Annotated in this window: 19 protein-coding genes; 7 read left to right on the top strand and 12 right to left on the bottom strand. The window is 68.4% G+C overall.

The features are described 5' to 3' along the window. Positions 1-38 precede the first annotated feature (38 nt). From traI to DEW08_RS21060, 6 genes are read left to right on the top strand one after another with little or no spacing between them, the layout of a single operon-like run. Positions 39-1,820 carry a TraI/MobA(P) family conjugative relaxase gene (traI, locus tag DEW08_RS21085; RefSeq protein WP_109331039.1) on the top strand — a complete coding sequence of 594 codons (1,782 nt, stop codon included), beginning with the start codon at positions 39-41 and terminating at the stop codon, positions 1,818-1,820. Then, a complete protein-coding gene (locus DEW08_RS21080) occupies positions 1,817-3,709 on the top strand; it encodes a type IV secretory system conjugative DNA transfer family protein (RefSeq protein WP_109331037.1) in 1,893 nt (630 codons plus the stop codon). The genes traI and DEW08_RS21080 overlap by 4 nt, the downstream gene beginning before the upstream one ends. Next, complete coding sequence (gene traF, locus DEW08_RS21075; RefSeq protein WP_109331035.1) at positions 3,706-4,260, top strand: conjugative transfer signal peptidase TraF; 555 nt, start codon at positions 3,706-3,708, stop codon at positions 4,258-4,260. The genes DEW08_RS21080 and traF overlap by 4 nt, the downstream gene beginning before the upstream one ends. Then, positions 4,257-4,877: a lytic transglycosylase domain-containing protein gene (locus tag DEW08_RS21070; protein WP_109331033.1), complete on the top strand. Its 621-nt coding sequence runs from the start codon at positions 4,257-4,259 to the stop codon at positions 4,875-4,877. The genes traF and DEW08_RS21070 overlap by 4 nt, the downstream gene beginning before the upstream one ends. Then, positions 4,828-5,091, top strand: coding sequence for a hypothetical protein (locus tag DEW08_RS21065; protein WP_245986824.1), 264 nt, complete (start codon positions 4,828-4,830; stop codon positions 5,089-5,091). The genes DEW08_RS21070 and DEW08_RS21065 overlap by 50 nt, the downstream gene beginning before the upstream one ends. Next, positions 5,078-7,357, top strand: coding sequence for a zincin-like metallopeptidase domain-containing protein (locus DEW08_RS21060; protein WP_109331031.1), 2,280 nt, complete (start codon positions 5,078-5,080; stop codon positions 7,355-7,357). The genes DEW08_RS21065 and DEW08_RS21060 overlap by 14 nt, the downstream gene beginning before the upstream one ends. 292 nt (positions 7,358-7,649) lie before the next feature. Here DEW08_RS21060 and DEW08_RS21055 read toward each other — a convergent pair whose 3' ends face one another. The 4 genes from DEW08_RS21055 to DEW08_RS21040 form a co-directional block, all read right to left on the bottom strand. Next, a complete protein-coding gene (locus DEW08_RS21055) occupies positions 7,650-8,915 on the bottom strand; it encodes a Y-family DNA polymerase (RefSeq protein ID WP_109331028.1) in 1,266 nt (421 codons plus the stop codon). Positions 8,916-8,918: 3 nt separating this feature from the next. Further along, positions 8,919-9,347: a LexA family protein gene (locus tag DEW08_RS21050; RefSeq protein ID WP_109331026.1), complete on the bottom strand. Its 429-nt coding sequence runs from the start codon at positions 9,345-9,347 to the stop codon at positions 8,919-8,921. 234 nt (positions 9,348-9,581) lie between these two features. Next, entirely contained in the window at positions 9,582-9,902 is a 321-nt protein-coding gene (locus tag DEW08_RS21045; RefSeq protein ID WP_109331024.1) for a hypothetical protein, read from the bottom strand. Beyond that, a complete protein-coding gene (locus DEW08_RS21040) occupies positions 9,899-10,603 on the bottom strand; it encodes a ParA family protein (RefSeq protein ID WP_146214743.1) in 705 nt (234 codons plus the stop codon). The genes DEW08_RS21045 and DEW08_RS21040 overlap by 4 nt, the downstream gene beginning before the upstream one ends. A 946-nt stretch (positions 10,604-11,549) precedes the next feature. Here DEW08_RS21040 and DEW08_RS21035 point away from each other — a divergent pair. Next, positions 11,550-12,017: a transposase gene (locus tag DEW08_RS21035; RefSeq protein ID WP_245986822.1), complete on the top strand. Its 468-nt coding sequence runs from the start codon at positions 11,550-11,552 to the stop codon at positions 12,015-12,017. On the opposite strand, the gene mnhG is transcribed toward DEW08_RS21035, so the two are convergent. From mnhG to DEW08_RS20995, 8 genes are read right to left on the bottom strand one after another with little or no spacing between them, the layout of a single operon-like run. Further along, entirely contained in the window at positions 11,938-12,282 is a 345-nt protein-coding gene (gene mnhG, locus DEW08_RS21030; protein WP_109331020.1) for a monovalent cation/H(+) antiporter subunit G, read from the bottom strand. The genes DEW08_RS21035 and mnhG overlap by 80 nt on opposite strands. Continuing rightward, positions 12,279-12,560 carry a K+/H+ antiporter subunit F gene (locus DEW08_RS21025; RefSeq protein ID WP_181449471.1) on the bottom strand — a complete coding sequence of 94 codons (282 nt, stop codon included), beginning with the start codon at positions 12,558-12,560 and terminating at the stop codon, positions 12,279-12,281. Before DEW08_RS21025 ends, mnhG begins: the two co-directional genes overlap by 4 nt. Beyond that, positions 12,557-13,045, bottom strand: coding sequence for a Na+/H+ antiporter subunit E (locus DEW08_RS21020; RefSeq protein ID WP_109331018.1), 489 nt, complete (start codon positions 13,043-13,045; stop codon positions 12,557-12,559). The genes DEW08_RS21025 and DEW08_RS21020 overlap by 4 nt, the downstream gene beginning before the upstream one ends. Then, entirely contained in the window at positions 13,042-14,655 is a 1,614-nt protein-coding gene (locus DEW08_RS21015) for a monovalent cation/H+ antiporter subunit D (RefSeq protein WP_211107306.1), read from the bottom strand. The genes DEW08_RS21020 and DEW08_RS21015 overlap by 4 nt, the downstream gene beginning before the upstream one ends. A gap of 8 nt (positions 14,656-14,663) precedes the next feature. Continuing rightward, positions 14,664-15,008, bottom strand: coding sequence for a Na+/H+ antiporter subunit C (locus tag DEW08_RS21010; RefSeq protein ID WP_109331014.1), 345 nt, complete (start codon positions 15,006-15,008; stop codon positions 14,664-14,666). Then, positions 15,008-17,962, bottom strand: coding sequence for a monovalent cation/H+ antiporter subunit A (locus tag DEW08_RS21005; protein ID WP_109331012.1), 2,955 nt, complete (start codon positions 17,960-17,962; stop codon positions 15,008-15,010). The genes DEW08_RS21010 and DEW08_RS21005 overlap by 1 nt, the downstream gene beginning before the upstream one ends. A 49-nt stretch (positions 17,963-18,011) precedes the next feature. After that, entirely contained in the window at positions 18,012-18,500 is a 489-nt protein-coding gene (locus DEW08_RS21000; RefSeq protein ID WP_109331108.1) for a PTS sugar transporter subunit IIA, read from the bottom strand. A 54-nt stretch (positions 18,501-18,554) separates the two neighbouring features. Beyond that, the gene (locus DEW08_RS20995; RefSeq protein ID WP_168220468.1) at positions 18,555-19,607 is read right to left on the bottom strand and encodes a universal stress protein; all 1,053 of its coding nucleotides are present in this window, start codon (positions 19,605-19,607) and stop codon (positions 18,555-18,557) included. Positions 19,608-19,757 lie beyond the last annotated feature (150 nt).

The raw sequence follows: 19,757 nt of genomic DNA, 5'->3' as shown, positions 1-19,757 counted from the left end.
GCACCTACGTTCCCTCAGACACCACGCCCCGGGGCACGATCGCGATCCGCGAGATCCTGGCGACCCAGGAGCGCAACAAGCGGGCCAAGGGCGACAAGACCTATCACCTGATCGTGAGCTTCCCCGAGGGGGAGGTTCCGACCAGGGAGCAACTGGCCGACATCGAGGACACGCTGTGCGCCGGCATCGGCTACGCCGAGCACCAGCGGATCAGTGCGGCCCACACCAACACGAAGCACTTCCACATCCACATCGCGATCAACCGGGTGCATCCCCGCACCCTGCGGTGCGTCGAACCGTTCTACGATCACAAGGAGCTGTTCAAGCTGTGCCGGGCGCTGGAGCAGAAGCACGGACTCCAGCTCCACCCGATGGATGGCCCTGCCCTGCCCGGGCGGCCGGGCGATCTGGAGGCGCACGCCGGCGAGGCGTCGTTCCTGCGCTGGGTGAAGGAGACGGCTGGCGTCGAGCTGGTGGAGCGGGCGGGCAAGGCGGCGAGCTGGGGCGAGCTGCATGCGGCGCTGGAGCGCCATGGGCTGGCGATCCGGCCGAAGGGCGCCGGTCTGGTCATCGTGCAGGAGTCGACCGGGCTTGCGGTGAAGGAGAGCAGTGTCGACCGCAGCCTGTCGGCCCAGGCGCTGACCAAGCGGCTGGGTGCCTACGAGCCGCCGCCCCGGGCGCAGACCCAAGGCCGGTCGAACGGTGACAGTTCGCAATGGGGGGCGGCCGGCGATGCCGCGCGACCAGGGCGGGGGGGCTACCAGAGGGCGCCGCTGCACCGACACGCGGACAGCGAGGTGCTGTATCAGCAGTATCAGGCGCAGCGGGAGACGCTGGTGAAGGCGCGGGCTGCCCAGCGGGCGGCGCTGCGTCAGGCGCAGGCGGAGCACGCCAAGGAGCTGGCGGCGTGGTATGCGGCGCGGCGGGCGGAGATCAAGCGCAGCCCGGTGCTGTCGGCGGCCGAGCGCCGGCATGCCTACGCGATGCTGGCGCATCAGCGCCGGGCCGACGCGGCGGCGCGGCGCCAGGAGCTGGCCCGGCAGCGCCAGGAGGCGGCGCAGCAGGGCTTGCCGACGTGGCAGGACTTCCTGATGGCCGAGGCCGGCCGGGGCAACGAGGTGGCGGTGGCGGTGCTGCGCAGCCGGTCGCGCCGGCAGCGTCGGATGGCGGAGACCCTGCTGACCGCGGCCGACGCCGATGCGGCCCGGCACATCGTCTATGAGCGGCTGCAACCGAAGGCGGGCAAGGACGGCGCGCTGGTCTACCGGGTGGAGGACGGCGGGGTGGTGAGCGACGAGGCGGCCCAGGTGCGGGTGACCGCGGTCACCGCCGGGGCCGCCTTCCTCGCGCTGTCGCTGGCCGACGACCGCTTCCGCGGCCAAGCCCTGGTGGTCGAGGGCACCCAGGCGTTCAGGAGGCAGGTGGCGCAGCTCGCGGCGATGAAGGGTCTGGAGGTGCGGTTTGCCGATCCCGAGCTTGAGCGGGAGCGCGCCCGGATGGCCGAGCGTATGACCCATGCCGAAGGATCTACAACCGTCGCGGCGTTCATCTCTCGACGGAACAGTATGAGGGACACCGTACCGTCTGTAGACTATACGCGCCTCTGGGCCGGAAGCGACGCCGGACCGGCGGTCTACCACGGCCGCCGCAGGTTGCAGGACGGGGCCGAGGTGGTGCTGCTGCAACGAGGCGGCGAGACGCTGGTCAAGCCGGTCACCCCCGCCCAGGCCGCCAAGGCGAGCACATGGCGGGTGGGGCAGACGGTCGAGCTGGACAGCCGGGGCCGCTTCCTGACGCCATCGAGAGGGCGCAAGCGATGACGACGGCCGGACCCCTGATCCCGACTCTCCAGCCCAGGCGCAAGCGATCACGGGCGCGGCTGTTCGGGCCGCTGCTGCTGGCCGGAACGGCGGTCGGGCTGTCGAGCGTGTGCACGCAGTATGTGGCGCAGAGTCTCGACTATCACCCGGCGCTGGGGGAGCCGTTGGCCGGGGTGTTCTATCCGCCGTGGGCGTGGTTCCGCTGGCAGATGGACTGGTACTGGAACGCCAAGGAGGTGTTCGACAAAGCCTATCTCGGCTTTCTCGGCGGGCTTGGCGCCAGCATTCTGACCTATGTGCTGGCCGTTGGCTTTGCGACCCGCAGCGGCATCCGGCACGAGGGGGTGCATGGCACCGCCCATTGGGCGGACAAGGCCGCGGTGCAGCGCAGCGGCCTGCTGCCGGCGGCGGACAAGCCGGGTGCCGGCGTCTATGTCGGCGGCTGGACCGATCCGGCGACCGGCCGGCTGCATTACCTGCGGCACAACGGGCCGGAGCACATCGCCGCCATCGCGCCGCCGCGGTCGGGCAAGGGCGTCGGGCTGGTGGTGCCCACCCTGCTGTCCTGGCCGCACAGCGTCGTGGTCCACGACATGAAGGGCGAGCTGTGGGCGATGTCGGCGGGCTGGCGCAAGGCGCAGGGCCATGTGGTGATGAAGTTCGACCCGGCGGCGGCCGAGGGTAGCGTCGCCTTCAATCCGCTGGCGGAGATCCGCTTCGGCACGCTCTACGAGGTCGGCGATGTGCAGAACGTCGTCACCATCATGGTCGATCCCCAGGGCACCGGGCAGTTGGACCATTGGGCGGCGTCGGCGCATGCGCTGCTGACCGGGGTCATCCTCCATCTCAGCTACAAGGAGGCGAAGGAGGGGCGGGCGGTCACCCTGCCGGCGGTGGCGCAGGCCCTGTCCGATCCCGAGCGGCCGGTGATGGACCTCTATGTCGAGATGCTGGAGAACCGGCATCTGTGGAAGGCGGAGAGCGGCGAGCATGCCGCCCATCCGGTGGTGGCGGCGGCGGCGCGCGACATGCTGAACACCGAGGACGAGGAACGCGCCTCGATCCTCTCGACCGCCCGGCGCTTTTTGAGCCTCTACCGCGATCCGCTGGTGGAGAAGAACACCGGGCGCAGCGATTTCATGGTGGGCGACCTGATGGACCACGAGCGTCCGGTGTCGCTCTACCTGGTTGTCCGTCCCGCCGACAAGGACCGGCTGAAACCGCTGATGCGGCTGGTCATCAACCAGATCGTCCGGGTGCTGGTGCGCGACGAGCTGACCTTCATCGACGGACGGGAGCAGGCGCTGCACAAGCACCGGCTGCTGCTGCTGCTGGACGAGTTCGCCAGCTTCGGCAAGCTGGAGGTCTTCCAAGAGGCGCTGTCCTTCATCACCGGCTACGGGATCAAGGCGTATGTGATCGTGCAGGACGTGGCGCAGCTCTGGAACCTCTACGGCAAGGACGAGAGCATTTTGTCCAACTGCCATGTCCGGGTGGCCTACGCGCCCAACAAGGTCGAGACGGCCGAGTGGCTGTCGAAGATGACCGGCACCACGACGATCATCAAAGAGGACATCTCCACCAGCGGATCGCGCTTCGGCGCCGTCCTGCAGAGCGTCACGCGCTCCTATCACGAGGTGAGCCGGCCGCTGCTGACGCCCGATGAGGTGATGCGGCTGAAAGCCCCGGTGAAGGACGAGGAAGGTCGGATCAGCGAGCCGGGCGACGTGCTGGTGTTCACCGCCGGCCACGCGCCGGTCTACGGCACGCAGAGCCTCTACTTCCGCGATCCGGTCTTCGCCGAGCGGGCGAAGATCCCGGCGCCGCCGACCGACAGGCTGCGCGGTTTGAGGCCGGGCGCGGCGCCGGGCAAGGCGTTCGTGCTGTGAGCCGGGCCACCCGTGGCCGGCGCTTCGCCCTGGGGGTGTGGTGCGCCGCCGTCCTGACCAGTGTGGCGACCGCCGCCGCCGGCATGGCGGGCTGGCGGATCAACTCCACGCCATCCCTGCCGGTCGGGCTGTGGCGGGTCGATGCGGCCGGCACCGTGGCGCCGGGCGTGGTGGTCGAGCTGTGTCCGCCGGACAGCGCGCCGTTCCGGCTGGCACGCGAGCGCGGCTATGTGCCGGCGGGGTCCTGTCCCGGTGGCTATCAACCGCTGTTCAAGCCGATCGCCGCCCAGGCCGGCGACGAGGTGGAGCTGACGGCCGAGGGGGTGTGGGTGAACGGGGTGCTGCTGGCGAACAGCCGGCCGCTCGCTGCGGACGGCGCCGGCCGGCCGATGCCGGTGCTGCCGCGCGGCCGCTACCGGGTGGAGGCCGGCACCGTGTGGGTGGTGTCCTCCCATCACCCCGCGTCCTTCGACAGCCGCTATTTCGGGGCGCTGCCGCTGGAGAGCATCCAGGGCACCGCGCGGCCCATCCTTGTGCAGGGAGCGTCATGATCGACATCGCCCTCATCCTGGCCTGCGCGCCGGACGTGGCGCCGCAGACCGTGCAGGAGGTCATCCGGGTGGAGAGCCGGGGGAATCCCCTGGCGATCAACATCAACGGCGCCACGCTGGCGCGGCCGGCCGTCGACGTGGCCGACGCCGTGAAACTGGCGACCTCGGCGATGGCCGCCGGCTACACGGTGGACCTCGGGCTGATGCAGGTGAACAGCGCCAACCTGCCGAAGCTCGGCTACACGGTCGAGCAGATGTTCGACCCCTGTCTCAACCTGAAAGCCGGGGCGGCGATCCTCACCGCCAACTACGGGCGGGCGGTCGAGCGCCACGGCCCCGGCCAGGACGCGTTGAAGGCGGCGCTCAGCGCCTACAACACCGGCAGTTTCGAGCGCGGGTTCCGCAACGGCTACGTCGCCCGCTACTACGGCGAGGGCGTGACGCTTGCGGCCGGCGCTGCCTCGGGCGACGCGGCGCCGCCGCGCCAGCCCCGTCCCCAGCCGGCGCCAGAGACGGCGCCGGCCGATCCCTACCATGCCGAAACCACGGCTTACCGGAGGACGAGCAATGTCCAACAACCGCCTTCCGACCGGGGCGCTGCCCCCGGCGGCCAATGACGAGCAGGCGCCGCCGACTCTCATCCAGCAAGACGCCATCCTTTCCACCAGCCTGTCGGATCTCGGCACGCCAGGAGTGGTGGTCGAGGTCGATCCCGACGAGGCCGAGGCGCTGGGCGCGTTCGAGGAAACCGCGCTGAGCGAGACCGACGCCTGGGAATCGCAGGCCGACTTAGGCGACGAGCTGGAGGGCCGCGGCCATGGCGGCGAATGATTTCGTCCAGACCGTCGCAGACACCATCATCGGCCAGCTCAAGGAGGGCACGGCCCCCTGGATCAAGCCGTGGAAGCCGGGCGAGCGGCACCTGCCCTACAACCCGACCACCGGCAACGACTACCGCGGCGCCAACACCCTGTGGCTGATGGCGGTTGGGCAGGCCAGGGGTTACGGCGATCCGCGCTGGATGACCTACAACCAGGCCCAGGACATGGGCGCCCAGGTGCGCAAGGGGGAGCGCGGCACCCGCGTCCAGTACTGGAAATGGCAGGGCCTGGAGCCGGTGCTGGGGCTGGACGGCAAGCCGGTGATCGGCGAGGACGGCCAGCCGCGCAAGGAGATGGTGCGCTACGAGCGGCCCCGCGTCCTCTCCGCCGTGGTGTTCAACGCGGCGCAGATCGACGGCCTGCCGGCGGCCGAGGCGAAGCCGGCGCTGCCGGAGTGGCAGCGGCACGAGCAGGCGGAGCGCCTGCTGTCGGCGGGAGATCCGAAGATCCTCCATCAAGCCGGCAATCGCGCCTACTACAGCCCGGTACGGGATCACATCGTGCTGCCCGAGCGGGCGCAGTTTCCGACCGCCGATGGCTTCTACGCGACGGCGCTGCACGAGAAGGGGCATTGGACGGGGCACAGCTCCCGCCTCGACCGCGACCTGTCGCACCCGTTCGGCTCGGCGGGATACGCCAGGGAAGAGCTGCGGGCGGAAATCGCCTCGATGGTGCTGGGGCAGCAGCTCGAAATCGGCCACGACCCCGGCCAGCATGTCGCCTACATCGGCTCGTGGATCGAGGCGCTGCAGGAGGACCCGCGGGAGATTTTCCGCGCGGCGGCCGACGCCGAGAAGATCGTCAAGCACCTCAACGGGCTGGCGCAGCAGCTCAGCCAGGATCAGACCCAGGAGCAGGCGCAGGGCCGCGACCGGGCGGCGACTCCACCAGCCCAGAGCCAGGACGAGGGGGTGCAGGTCAAGATGCCGGTGCTCATTGCCGAGACGCAGGCCGTGGCGATGCAGACGGCCGACGAGCGGGTCTATCTGGCGGTGCCCTATGCCGAGAAGGACGAGGCGAAGGCGCTGGGGGCGCGGTGGGACCGCGAGCAGAAGGCATGGTATGCGCCGCCCGGCACCGATCTGGCGCCGCTGGAGAAATGGCGGCCGGGGCACACCGATCTGCATGTGGATGCCGGCCGCGATCCGCGCGCCGAGTTCGCCGCCGCCTTGCGGGAGGCGGGATTGCGGCTGGACGGGCCGCCGGAGATGGACGGCCAGATGCGCCGCGTGAAGGTGGAGGGCGACAAGCCGGGCGAGCGCAGCGGCGCCTATGTCGGCTACACCGACGGCCATCCGGCCGGCTACATCAAGAACCACAAGACGGGGGTGGAGCGGAACTGGAAGGCGCCGGGCCGGGTGCAGGCGACCACCGCGGTGGACCGTGCCCGCTTGAGCGCCGAGGCGGTTCAGCGCCGGCAGGCCCGCGCGCAGGAGCGCGAGCTGGTGCAGGAGCGGGCGGCCGAGGCGGCGGAGGCGCGGCTTGCCCAGGCCGGGCCGGCGCCAGACGATCATCCCTATCTGCGGGCCAAGGAGGTGCCGTCCTACGGGCTGCGCCAGGACCGGGAGGGGAACCTGCTGGTGCCGATCCGCGACATGGACGGCAAGGTGATGTCGGTGCAGGCGATCACCGCGGAAGGCCGCAAGAGCTTCCAGAAGGATGCCAGGACGCAGGGCGGCCACTTCCTGATCGGGGACGCGGCGGCCTCGCCGTCCGTGCTGGTGGCGGAGGGCTACGCCACCGCGGCGACCTTGCACCGGGAAACCGGTCTGGCGGTGGCGGTGGCGTTCAACGCCGGCAACCTGGGGCCGGTGGCCGAAGCGCTGCGCCAGCGGTATCCGGACAAGCCGCTGGTGATTGCGGGCGACAACGATCATGTGAACGAGCGCCAGGGCAAGCCGAACGTCGGCCGCGAGAAGGCCGAGGATGCGGCGGCCAGGGTCGGCGGGACGGTGTTGCTGCCGGCGTTCCGGCTGGACGACCGCGGCACCGACTGGAACGATCTGGCGCGCTCGCAGGGCCGGGCGGTGCTGTTCGAGCAGGTGTCGGCCGGGCTGGCGCGGGGCGAGCGGCAGCGCATGGCGGGCGAGCTGGCGCAGGCCCGTCAAGCCCAAGTGCAGGGCCAGGAGCGGAGTCAGCACCAGGACGAGGGGCGGCGGCTGACCCAGGTCGAGCCGGAGACGCAGCGCCGCAAAGCGCGTAGCATTGGGAGGTAGGATCGCTCTACCTTTGATTGCTTTGCCGAAGGGGTCAAGAGGGTTACGCTTCTTCTGCCTCACGGCGCTCCCACACGGGAGACTCCCTGTCAGAGGCCCGAAGTGCTGCCGTCCTTCGGGTACAGTCCGCACAGCATGGAAAGCCTCCTCATCTGAGGCCCGGAGCTCCCCGCGCTCCGGGCCTCTTTCTTCACGTCTTCATCAATTTTGCCAATAGACCAAAAGATCATTTGAACAAAAAACCATATGACCATTTAAGCATTGACCAGACATGTCGAGGCTGTACCACGCCTCAGGCCTGAACCACCGGCACGTCCGCAAGGCGGGTGGTATAGGAGGGGGAGCGCTGCTCCTGACGCATTCGCCATGCCCGGCCCATCGTGGCTGCCGGCACGAGCGTGTCCTTGCCCATGGTGCTGTTGATCGCATCGAGCGCCTTCATGAGCCGGGTGCCGCGCTGCCGGTCGGCGGCAGCCAGAAGGTCCGGCTGCACCCTCTCCAGCGGCACGAGCCCGGGCAGGATTACTCCAGCCTTCGAGAAGGCATAGCCGTCCCGCCAGATGCGGCGGGCCGCCGCCGCAGCGGCGGCGATCAGGGCGAAGGTATCGTCGGTCGCAGGCCGGAGTTCGACCGTCACCGCATTGCTGTAGGTCGGTCCCGGCCGGAACGGGCTGGTGTGCATGAACACCTGCAGGGCTTCCGCTGCCAAGCGCTCGGCCCGCAGCTTTTCGGCCGCCCGCGTGGCGTAGGCGGCAACCGCCTCCCGCATCGGCTCCCAGTCGGTGACCGGCTGTCCGAAGCTGCGGGTGACCGCGATGGTCTTGCGCGACGGGGGCACCAGGTCGAGCGACAGGCAAGCCACGCCCTGGAGTTCATAGACGATGCGCTCGCCCACGACGGTCAGGGCCTGGCGGGCCAGCCGGGGATCGAGGTTGCGCAGATCGGCCGCCGTTCTCACGCCAAGGAGGGAGAGTTTCTCGGCCGACCGCCGGCCGATGCCCCAAACCTCCTCGACCGGCACGGCGCGCAGGACATGCTCGCGGGCATCCGCATCCCGCAGATCGCAGACGCCGCGGTCATCCAGCAGGGCCTTCTTGGCGGCATGGTTGGACAGCTTGGCCAGAACCTTTGTCGGACCGATCCCGACACACACTGGGATGCCGGTCCACCGTTTGACCGTCTGCCGGATCTCCGCACCGTACCCCGACAGGTCCCCGCCGATTCCGGTCAGGTCGAGGAACGACTCGTCGATCGAGTAGATCTCCAGCGCCGGCGTGAAGCCGCGCAGACAGTCGGTCACGCGGGCCGACATGTCGCCATAGAGGGCATAGTTGGAGCTGAAGACCCGGACATGATGGTGCCGCACGAGATCCCGGACCTCGAACAGGGGCTGGCCCATGCGCACGCCCAGCGCTTTCAGCTCGGCGCTCCGCGCCACGAAGCAGCCATCGTTGTTGCTCAGCACCCCGACCGGCACCCCTTCGAGGTCCGGGCGGAACACGCGCTCGCAGCTCACATAGAAGTTGTTGCAGTCGACAAGGGCGAGCGTTCTGGCCATGGGTCAGCGGCGGTGCATGCGGATCGTCGCGGTGACGACGCCCCAGATCTCGAAGCTGTCCCGGTCGGTGACCTCGATCGGCCGGTAGGCGGGATCGTCACTCTCGGCCACCAGGTAGACGCGGCCGCTGCGACGGAGCAGGCGCTTGCACACCAGCTCGCCGTCGAGCGCGGCGACCACCACGTCGTCATGGCGGGCAACGAGGCTCCGGTCGACGATGGCGAAGTCCCCGTCATGGATGCCTGCCCGCACCATGGAGTGGCCGACGACGCGCAAGGTGAAGGTGCTGCTGGGGTGAGGGACCAGGACCTCGGTCAGGTCGATCCGGCCTTCCACGTAATCCGCCGCTGGCGACGGAAAACCGGCCGACACCAGGGCCTCCACCTGTATGACCGGGCACGGCCGGGCGATCACCGGCAAAGGCCACTGCATGGTCCCCTCCTCCCCTTCCGACGGGTGGAGTCAGAATGGCGCGGAAAAAGAACATTTCAAGAACAAAAGGGCGTTGACAAGCAGGCGCCCCATGTCCTTGATTTTCAATGGCAACCTTTCGTTACCCAGGCTCGATCGCCTGCATCCGGAGCTCCGCGCAAGGTCAAACGATCAATTGCTCAATAGAGCAAAAGGGCTGAGGTCAAATGACCGTTTGCCCTTTTGCGCAAAAGATCATGACTTGCGCGAGCCGCGAAGCCGGCGCCCGTCCTCCTGGAAATCCGTGTCCTCGACAGGGTAACCGGCGTCCCGGAGCGCCGACAGGATCAGGTACCGCTTGGTGACCTTCTGCTTGGCGGCGGCGACGGTCAGCGCCTCGAAGAGCGGATCCGACACCTCGATCTTGATCGGCCGGCGAGTCCCAGCCGAGGCAGGGGAGGGGGCGGCCGGCGCTGGTGTCAGAGACGGAATGCCGCGCTGGGTCGCCGTTTCAGCGATCCGCTGTGCCAGCACATCGTCGTCGTCGTCCAGCGGCAGGGGAATCTTCTTGCTCATGCGGCACGCTCCACGTTGGCGCCGAGCTGCACCAGCACTTCCTGGCAGATCGACGAGACGTTGGCGGCGGCATTGCCGTCCGGATCGGTCAGCCTGGGTGGGGCGCCGTTGAAGGTCATCTCCTTCAGCGCCGTGCGGTCCATCAGCGGCGTCTGCAGGACCGGCACATCGGGAGCCTTGGCGGAAAGGCGCTTGCGGGTTTCCTTGGCGGCGCGGCTTTCGATCGTCACGGGCCAGCGGGACAGGAGGAAGCAGGCGGCAATGGTCCTGTCGGCTGCCTCGGCTGCCTGCTTCACATTCTCGACGGTCTGCAAGGCGTCGTGAATGTCCATCTCCGAGGCCTGCACCGGAATGATGACAAGATCGGAGCGGGCGAGACCGAGGAGGGTCAGCTTGCTCGACACGCCGGGGAGGTCGACGAGAACGTAGTCGACCTCCGTCCGGGCCTGCTTGATGGCGGCGAGGATGTTCGCCTCGGTGATGCCTCCGGTGGCCGAGAAGGCCGAACCGTTCAGCCGCTTCGCCATCTTGATGCCGATCCGGCTGGCATGGCCGTTCGGATCGGCATCGAGAACCGAGACACTGCTGCCGGACAGAGCGAGGTCGGACGCCAGCGAGAGCAAGGCTGAGGTCTTGCCCACTCCCCCTTTCACGCTGGCCAGAGCGATGACTGGCATGGTGGTTTTCCTCTTGAAGCCCAACTCTATCAAATCAAGGAGTTAATCGCTGGTCAAGTGGCCAGACGATTAAAAGGCCAAAAGATCAAATGACCAAATGACCATTTGTTATGGTGGGCGATATAGCAGCCCCTGCGTCCTCTGCGGGCACAGCTTGAAGCTTGGCTCGAACGCAGGGTCATGTGTCCGTCTCTTCTCGATGGCGGATTCTACCCTGCTCTGGAGGAGCTTTTCGGTTGGGAGGCAGAGAGGATAACAGAAGGGAAAAGACAGAGAACTCTTGCCGTCATCATGCGATCAGAGGGACGAACACCCATCCGTTTTTTTTCCCATTAATCGATTCCTCCTGTTACCCATTCGAACAGATTGGAACTTGACTGGAAATCTTGGATTTTTGATCACAATCAGCCTAGGGGATACCTGGCTAATTTCCTGATGCTTACTGCACTTTGGCTTTGTGTTTCCCTCGGTAATGGTTCACCCCCGCGCCTACGGGGAAGGGACGGTGACCGCTTCGGCGATCAACCTGCTGGTCGGTTCACCCCCGCGCCTGCGGGGAAGGGGACGAGGGCGTGCTGTCGGCGCAGTTCGGCGACGGTTCACCCCCGCGCCTGCGGGGAAGGGGCTGCGTCTGCGGCGGCGGCCAAGCTGCTGACCGGTTCACCCCCGCGCCTGCGGGGAAGGGCACTGCACCAGTGTGTTGCAGCGATATCGTCGGTGTCGTAGGGGGAGGTTCCGCCGCCACACTGGTCTGCAACCATGCCCCACAAGGTCAATGCCGCTCGTCGGCACCATATCTCCCGGCCGAGACGACGCATGCTCAACTGGGCCGAGTCCGATGCGGCCCTGCGCCAGCGCGACAACCTGACCATCTGGGTGTCCGAACAGGCGATCGCCGGCTGGTAAGGCCGCGCCGCGCAGCACGCCGGGCGGGCAGCCCACCTACTCCGACCTGACGATCACGACGGCGTTGATGCTGCGTGCCGTTTTCCGGCTGGCCCTGCGCCAGACCGAGGGGCTCATCGGCTCCGTCCTTCAATTGCTTGGCCTTGACCTGCCGGTGCGCGACCACTCAACGATCAGCCGGCGCGCCCAGACCGTGAGCCTGCCCAAGCCGCCGCGCACCGCCGGTGCCCCTCTGCATCTGCTGGTGGACAACACCGGGCTGAAGCTGTGCGGGCCGGGCGAGTGGCTAACCGAGAAGTACGGCACGGGGAAGCGGCGCTCGTGGAAGAAGCTGCACGTCGGCGTGGACGCGGCGCGTGGTCGGATCGTCGCCGCCAAGCTGACCGATTGCGACGTCGATGAGGCCGCCCAAGTGGCTCCGTTGCTCGGCCTGAGTGCGTTCGGGAGCGCCCTCAGGCCGAGGGCGGCACGTCGTCATTGCCTTCCGTGCGGTCGCGATACAGCGCCGCGCGTGCCAACAGCATCAGGGTGATCGGCGTCGTGACGACCATCAGCGCCGTGATCAGCACCTCATGCAGCACGGGGCGCGATTGCAGCACCGAGAAGAAGAGCATGGACGCGATCAGCACGAAGCCGATGCCCAGCGTTGACCCCAGCGTCGGGGCGTGGATCCGCTCGTAGAAGCTGCCGAACCGCAGCAGCCCGAACGAACCGATCAACGCCAGACCGGCGCCGAGCAGGAGGAGCAGTGCGGTCAGAAGCGCTGCCCACGACGGGAGTTCGGCCAAGTGCGTCATTCGATCACCTCTCCGCGCATGAGGAACTTGGCAATCGCCGCCGTTGAGACGAACCCGAGCAGAGCGATGATCAGGGCCGCTTCGAAATACAGCGTGCTCGTCGTGCGCATGCCGAAGACCAGCAGCAGCATCGTCGCGTTGACGTACAGGGCGTCGAGCCCGACCACCCGGTCCTGCGCCCGGGGGCCCCGGAGGATGCGGAACACCGCACAACCCATGGCGAGGACCATGAGGATCTGCGCCAGAAAGATCGACCAGATCAGCACGTCCGTGATCATTCGAACACCTCGATCAGGCGCTTCTCGTACCGTTGCTTGATGGTCTCGATCCACGTCTCCTCGTCGACCAGATCGAGGATGTGGAGAAGGACAGTATTCCTGGCGGAATCGTACTCCACCCAGATCGTGCCGGGCGTGGCCGTGATGATGCAGGCGAGCGTCGCCAAGCCATAGGGCGCGCGCAGGTCGAGGGGGATGCGCACGAAGCCCGAGGTTCGGTCCCTGGTCCCCGAGTTCAGGATGATCCGGGCGACCGCGATGTTGGACCGGACGATGTCGCCGAGGACCACCAGCGCGAGCCTGAGCGCGACCAGCGGCCGCCGGAAGCGCCCCTCCGGCGGCTCGAGCGCCAGCAGGACCCGGACGGCGCCGACCGACAACACGCCGCCCAGGATGAGCGCACCCGGCGACACACTCTCGTTCAGGATCAGCCACACGGCCAGCAGCGTTGCGGTCAGGAGGGGGAGCGGCAGCCAGCACGTCATCGGCGGTCTCCTTCCGTCCCCGACGGCCAGGAGGGGGTTGGCACCACGCCGGTGACGTAACCGTGCGGCACGTAAAGCGACTGGGCTGTGGCTTCCATGTAGCGCATCACGGGTCCGGCCTGCACGGAGAGCGCCACGCACAGCGTCAGGAGCAGCATGACCGGTGCGAGCTCGACGACGCGCACGCGCGGGACGGTGGCCGCCGGGGACGCCCAGAAGACGTCGATGCCGGTGCGGGTCATGGCGACGATCGTCGCCAGTCCGGACAGGATGAACGCGGCGAGCAGCGCCCAAGTCGTCGCGGACACGCCGGCGCTGCCGGGAGACAGCAGGGGAGCCAGCATGGCGAACTTCGCGAGGAAAGCCGACAACGGCGGCAGTCCCGCCAGGAGAAGGGCGCACGCGACGAAGCTTGCCCCGAGGATCGCCATGGTCGCCGGGATGGGGACGCCGATCTGATCGTCCTCATCCGCCTCCTCGTCCTCGCCGAACGCCTCGCGCGTCACGGCCAGCACGTCGGCGCCAAGTTCCCGGCCGCGTTCGACCAGTTCGATCAGCAGGAAGAAGCCGGCGATCCCCAGGACGGAACTGGTCAGGTAGAACAGCGCGCCCCCGGTCACCGCCACCTGCCCCGTCCCCACCGCCGCCAGCAGCGTGCCGGAGGAGACCAGCACGCTCGCGCCGGCGAGCCGCGCCATGTTCTGCGTCGCCAGCACCGCCACGGACCCGAAGGCGATGGTCAGGAGTCCACCGGCCAGCAGCCACAGGCCGCCGAAGCCTGCCGAGGCCCCGCCGCTCTCGCCGAACATCAGCAGCCACAGCCGCAGCACGGCGTAGACGCCGACCTTGCTGAGGATCGAGATGATGGCCGCCGACGCGGCGCTGACGGTGGCGTAAGTGTTCGGCAGCCAGAACCCCAGTGGCCACATCCCCGCCTTGATCAGGAAGGCGATGCCCAGGATCGCCGCGCCCGCTTCCAGCAACGCCCGGTCCTCGCCGGCGACGACCGCGATCCGGGTCGCCAGTTCGGCCATGTTGAGCGTGCCGGCGACGCCGTAGATCATGCTCACCCCAATCAGGAAGAGCAGGGAGGCCGCGAGGTTGATCACGAGGTAATGCAGCCCAGCCCGGACACGGGCCAGGCCCGAGCCGTGCAGGGCCAAGCCGTACGAGGCGGCCAGCATGATCTCGAAGAAGACGAACAGGTTGAAGAGGTCGCCGGTGAGGAAGGCGCCGTTGAGCCCCATCAGCTGGAACTGGAACAGCGAATGGAAATGCGCTCCCGCGTGCTGCCAACGCGCCAGCGAGAACACCAGCGCGGCAACCCCGAGGATGGCGGTCAGCAGCAGCATCAGCGCGGCAAGGCGATCCAGCACCAGCACGATGCCGAAGAGCGACGGCCAGTTGCCCAGCCGGTACACGCGCACGGCGCCGCTTCCCGAAGGCGCGCCATCGGCCATCAGCAGCAGCACGACCGCGAGGACGAGCAGGACCAGAGCCGAGGCGACGCCAAGAACGGCCTTGAGTGTGCGCCGCCGCTCGTCGATCAGCATCATCACGGTCCCGGCCAGAAGAGGGATGATGATCGGCGCGACCGTCAGGTGGTTCATCCAACCGCTCATCGGTCCTTCTCCCGGCCATCCACGTGGTCGGTCCCTGTCAGGCCGCGCGCGGCGAGCAGCACGACGAGGAACAGCGCCGTGGTGGCAAAGCTGATGACGATGGCGGTGAGCACCAGCGCCTGGGGCACTGGGTCAGCGTGCGTGGCGAGGTGGCCCACGGCGCCGCGTTCGAGCACCGGCGCAGCCCCTGTGCGGAGCCCACCGGTCGAGAAGATGAACAGGTTGACGGCATAGGAGAGCAGCGAGAGGCCGATGATCACCTGGAAGGTCCGCGGCCGCAGCAGCAGCCACACGCCCGATCCCGTCAGCACGCCGATCCCGAGGGCGAGGATGAGTTCCATCAGTCGTCTCCCATCGCTGTCGCCGCTGGTGCCGTAACGGCGGCAGGCTCATCGGCGGGGCGCGGCGCCACGGCGCGGTGACCACGGACGGATTGCCGGGCGAGCGCGATCAGCATCAGCATCGTGGCGCCGACGACCAGGGCGAAGACGCCGATGTCGAAGAGCAAGGCGCTCGCCATCGGAACCGTGCCGACGAGGGGCAGTTCCGCGTAGGTGAAATAGGTCGTCAGGAAGGGGCGCCCGAACGCCCAGGCGGCCAGGCCGGTGCCGGTGGCCAGCAGCAGGCCGAGGCCCATCCAGCGCAGCGGAAGCACCCGCAGGCGCGCCTCGACCCACTGGGTCCCGCCCAGCATGTATTGCAGGATCAGGGCGATGGACGCGGTCAGGCCGGCTGCGAAGCCTCCGCCGGGCAGATCGTGGCCGCGCAGCAGGAGGTACACCGCCACCAAGGCGATCACCGGAAACAGCAACCGCGCGATGATGGACGGGATCAGCAGCCAGTCGGCGACGGTGTCGCCTTCCCGCCGTTCCGGCCGGGCGATGTCGTAGGCGCTCTGGTCGCGCTGCTGCTCCGGCACATCGACGCTGTCGGGCGCTGGGCGGAAGCGCCGCAGCAGCGCGTAGGCGGTGAGCGCCACCGCCGCCAGCACGGTGATCTCGCCCAACGTGTCGAAGCCGCGGAAATCCACGAGAATGACGTTGACGACGTTGGTGCCGCCCCCTTCCGTGTAGGCGCGCTCCAGGAAATGCTCGGCCAGGATCTCGGGCGGGAAGCGGGTCATCACGCCGAACGCCAGCCCCGCCATGCCAAAGCCGGCAGCCGCGGCGATGCCAAGGTCGCGCAGGCGGCGCGTGGTGGTGATCACCTCCGGCGGGCGGGCGCCGGGAACGTCCAGGCGCTTGGGCAGCCAGCGCAGCCCGAGCAGGAGCAGGATGGTGGTGACGACCTCGACCAGCAGCTGCGTCAGGGCGAGGTCGGGCGCCGAGAACCAGACGAAGGTCACGCAGGTGACCAGCCCGGTGCCGCCAAGCAGGATCAGCGCGACGAGCCGGTGGTACTTGGCCTGCCACGCGGCGCCGAGGGCGCAGGCCGCCCCGATCGCCCAGATCAGCGCAAGCACGGGGTCGATCCCAGCGGGGGTGAGGTTGCCGGGGCCGAGCCCGCGCAGAGTGACAGTCCAGCCCGCGGCCAGAACCGCCACGCACACCACCAGCCGCAGTTGGGGTTGCAGGCGCCGGGTGCCGAGCAGCCCCTCCAGCGTCCGCGCCAGCCGCCAGGACAGGAAGACCATAGTGCGTTCGAACATGCGCTGGCCTTGCAGGCCGCCGATCAGCGGCGCTCCCTCCTCGCCCTTCCTGAGATGCCGCTGGAGCAGGAGGTAGAGCGAGACGCCGGCGGCCAGGGCGATCAGGCTCATCAGCAGGGGAAGGTTGAAGCCGTGCCAGACCGCGAGGCTGTAGTCCGGCGTGGCCGCGCCCAAGGCGGCGTGCGCCGCCATGTCCAGGTACGGCCCCACGGTGGCTGCCGGGAGGAGGCCGATGATGATGCAGGCCAGCACCAGAATCTCCACCGGGAACCGCATCCAGGTCGGCGGCTCGTGCGGTGTGAGCGGCAGGTCCACCGGGTCGGGGCCGAAGAAGGCGCCGTGGATGAAGCGCAGCGAGTAGGCCACGCTGAAGGCGCTCGCCACCGTGGCCGCGGCCGGAAGGACGTCGAGGAGCAACGGCAGCGGCCCCTCGGCCGACAGCGCCTCGGCGAAGAACATCTCCTTGGACAGGAAGCCGTTGAGCAGCGGCACGCCGGCCATGGCCGCCGCGGCAACCAGGGCCAGCCGCGCGGTGAACGGCATGAAGCGGTTCAGGCCGGACAGGCGCCGGATGTCACGCGTGCCGGTCTCATGGTCGATGATGCCCGCGGCCATGAACAGCGACGCCTTGAACGTCGCGTGGTTGATGATGTGGAAGATCGCCGCCACCATGGCGAGTTCGCTGTTGAGGCCGAGCAGAAGCGTGATCAGCCCGAGATGGCTGATCGTCGAATAGGCTAGTAGGCCCTTCAGGTCGTGCTGGAAGATCGCGATGTAGGCGCCGAGGATCAGGGTGGCGATCCCGGCCGTGCCCACGATCCAGAACCAGGCGTCGGTCCCCGCCAGCACCGGCCACAGGCGCGCCATCAGGAAGACCCCAGCCTTCACCAGCGTCGCCGAATGCAGGTAGGCGGAGACCGGGGTGGGCGCCGCCATGGCGTGTGGCAGCCAGAAATGGAAGGGGAACTGCGCGCTCTTGGTCAGGGCGCCCAGGAGGATGAGGATCAGCGCCGGCAGATAGAGCGGATGGGCGCGGATCCGGTCACCCGCGGCCAGCACGGCGTCGAGGTCGTAGCTGCCGACGATGTGGCCGAGCACCAGCACCCCGGCGAACAGGCACAGTCCGCCGGTGGCGGTGATGGTCAGCGCCATGCGCGCGCCGTCGCGCGCGGCCGCCAGGTGATGCCAATAGCCGATCAGCAGGAAGGAGAAGAGGCTGGTCAGTTCCCAGAAGAAGGCGAGCTGGATCAGGTTGCCGGAGATGACCATACCCGTCATGGAACCCATGAAGGCGAGCAGGAAAGCGAAGAAGCGCGGCACCGGATCGTCGGCCGCCATGTAATACCGCGCGTAGAGGATCACGAGCGCGCCGACGCCCGACACCATCCCCGCGAACAGCCAGGCGAAGCCGTCCATCCTCAGGACGAGGTTGAGCCCGAGGGACGGCATCCAAGCGACCTCGTGGCGGAGCACGCCGCCCGCCGCCACCGTTGGATAGGCGGCCCACACCAGGGCGATCCCGACCAGGGCGGTCCCGCCGGCCAGCCACGCCGCGGCGTTGCGCGCGTGCGTCGGCAGGAGCCCGGCGGCCGTCGCGCCGAGAAAGGGAAGACCGACGAGGGTCAGGAGCAGCAGGGCATCAGGCATGCGTTTCTACACGTGATCGTCTTTGCGGAGGCGCGGTGGTCGGCGGCGGTCATTCCCCGCGCGGCGCTTCGTCCCGCGCCGCTTCGGGAGGGACTGCCTGAAGCACGAGCCGGACCACATCCTCAGGCGTCTCCGCGGCGCGCAGCCAGCGCAGCGTCTGCGGCTCGCGCAGGGCACGGCAGATGTCCGACATGGCGGGCAGCAGGCCCTTGCGGGCCGCGGCGGGCCAAAGCACCAGGAAAACGAGATCGACCGGCTCCTCGTCGCGGGCCTCGAAGTTGACGGCGCGGCGGAGCCGAGCGAACAGGAGGAGGGGGGCTTGGGCATCGCGGATCTCGGCGTGGGGGAGCGCGACTCCCCGGCCGAGCGCGGTGGAGCCGAGCTTCTCGCGCGCCTCAAGCGCGCCGAGGACCTCCGGCTTGGGAAGTCCGAGCCGCTGCCCGGCCTCCGCCGCAAGAAAGTCGAGCAGGGCCGCCTTGTTGGTCGGCTCGGCATCGAGAATGACGTTGGGCGCCGATAACAACTCCGCGATGCTCATCCCCGTCTCCATCATGGTGGACTGTCTGCGGTTTCCATTGGGTGGCCTCCAATTTCAGGTTCTTGCATGGACATCCGACCGCTCCTGGATGACCAGAACATCGCACGGCACATCGTCCATGATCGTCTTGGCGATACTGCCGGCAATCAGTTCAAGAATGGCATTGCGCCTGTGCATGCCGAGGACCACCAGATCCACGTCTAAATCGCGGACGTAATTCCGCAAGAGCAAATCCGGCGATCCATTTTCGACCACGACGCGTTCTGGCCGCCAAGCGGCCGGCCGCCGTACCCTCGCGAGGAAGGCTCGGCATTGTTGCATGGCGATGTCCCGATAGTCCCGCCGGCACGCGCGCGGATCTGCGGCCAGCCCGGAGAACGGGGCCTCGTAGGCGTGGAAGACCGTGGGCGCCTGCCCGGGAAACAGGCGAGCCGCAACTTCCAGCGCCTCGCACGACGCGTCGGAGAAGTCCGTGGCGACGACGATGTCGCGATACGGCCTCCATGAGCGCTCCTTCACGATGAGGAGGGGCACGCGGGAGCGGCGCAGCAGGCGGTCTGTGGTCCTGTCCAGGAATATGCGTTCGAGAACGGCATCCCGAGTGATGCCGAGCACGATCAGGCCGCAATGCTCCGTTTCCACCGTGTGCACGATCGCTTCGGCCGGATCGCCCTCCTGGATCAGCAGGGTGGCCTGTTTGGTGACGGCGCCGACGTCGGCGAGCAGTCGCTTCCAGGCAAGGCTGCGCGGCTCGACGGGAGGCCATGACGGCCGGCAGTTAGCCTCCGGAAGACTGGAGGTGGGCGTGTCGAGCACGTGCAACACCACGAGTTCCGACTGCCACTGGGCGGACAACGACGCTGCCCGCTCCAGCGCGCGTTCACAGCGGAAGCTGAGGTCGGTTGCCAGCAGGATCCTGTGGGGTGGTCCTTCGGACCAGCTTGGCTGACCGGCCGTGCCGGGGACACCTTCCGGTGCCCGCCGCGCAGTCGGACGCGGGGCGAGTGCGTCCGTCCCGGACTCAGGCCGAAGCGGCACGACGTTGTCCCCGGACTGTGTATTCTCCCTGCGCCTTCCTGGCGGCCATGGTTCACGATCCATGTCCATCGGGTCATCTCCGGTGTTTCTACCCGCGGCTGAAGCGGGTGGCCGTGACGGAAGCAAACTGGGATGGAACCAGGAACGTCCAAGGGGCTGGGGGCGCATCTCTTCTCCCACAGCACCGGGAATGCGGAGCCCGGAACCGAGCAGCAAGCC

This window comes from Azospirillum thermophilum, assembly GCF_003130795.1.
Taxonomy (GTDB): Bacteria; Pseudomonadota; Alphaproteobacteria; order Azospirillales; family Azospirillaceae; genus Azospirillum; species Azospirillum thermophilum.
The sequence above is the reverse complement of the archived record's forward strand: the minus strand, read 5'-3'. Positions and strand labels throughout refer to the sequence as shown.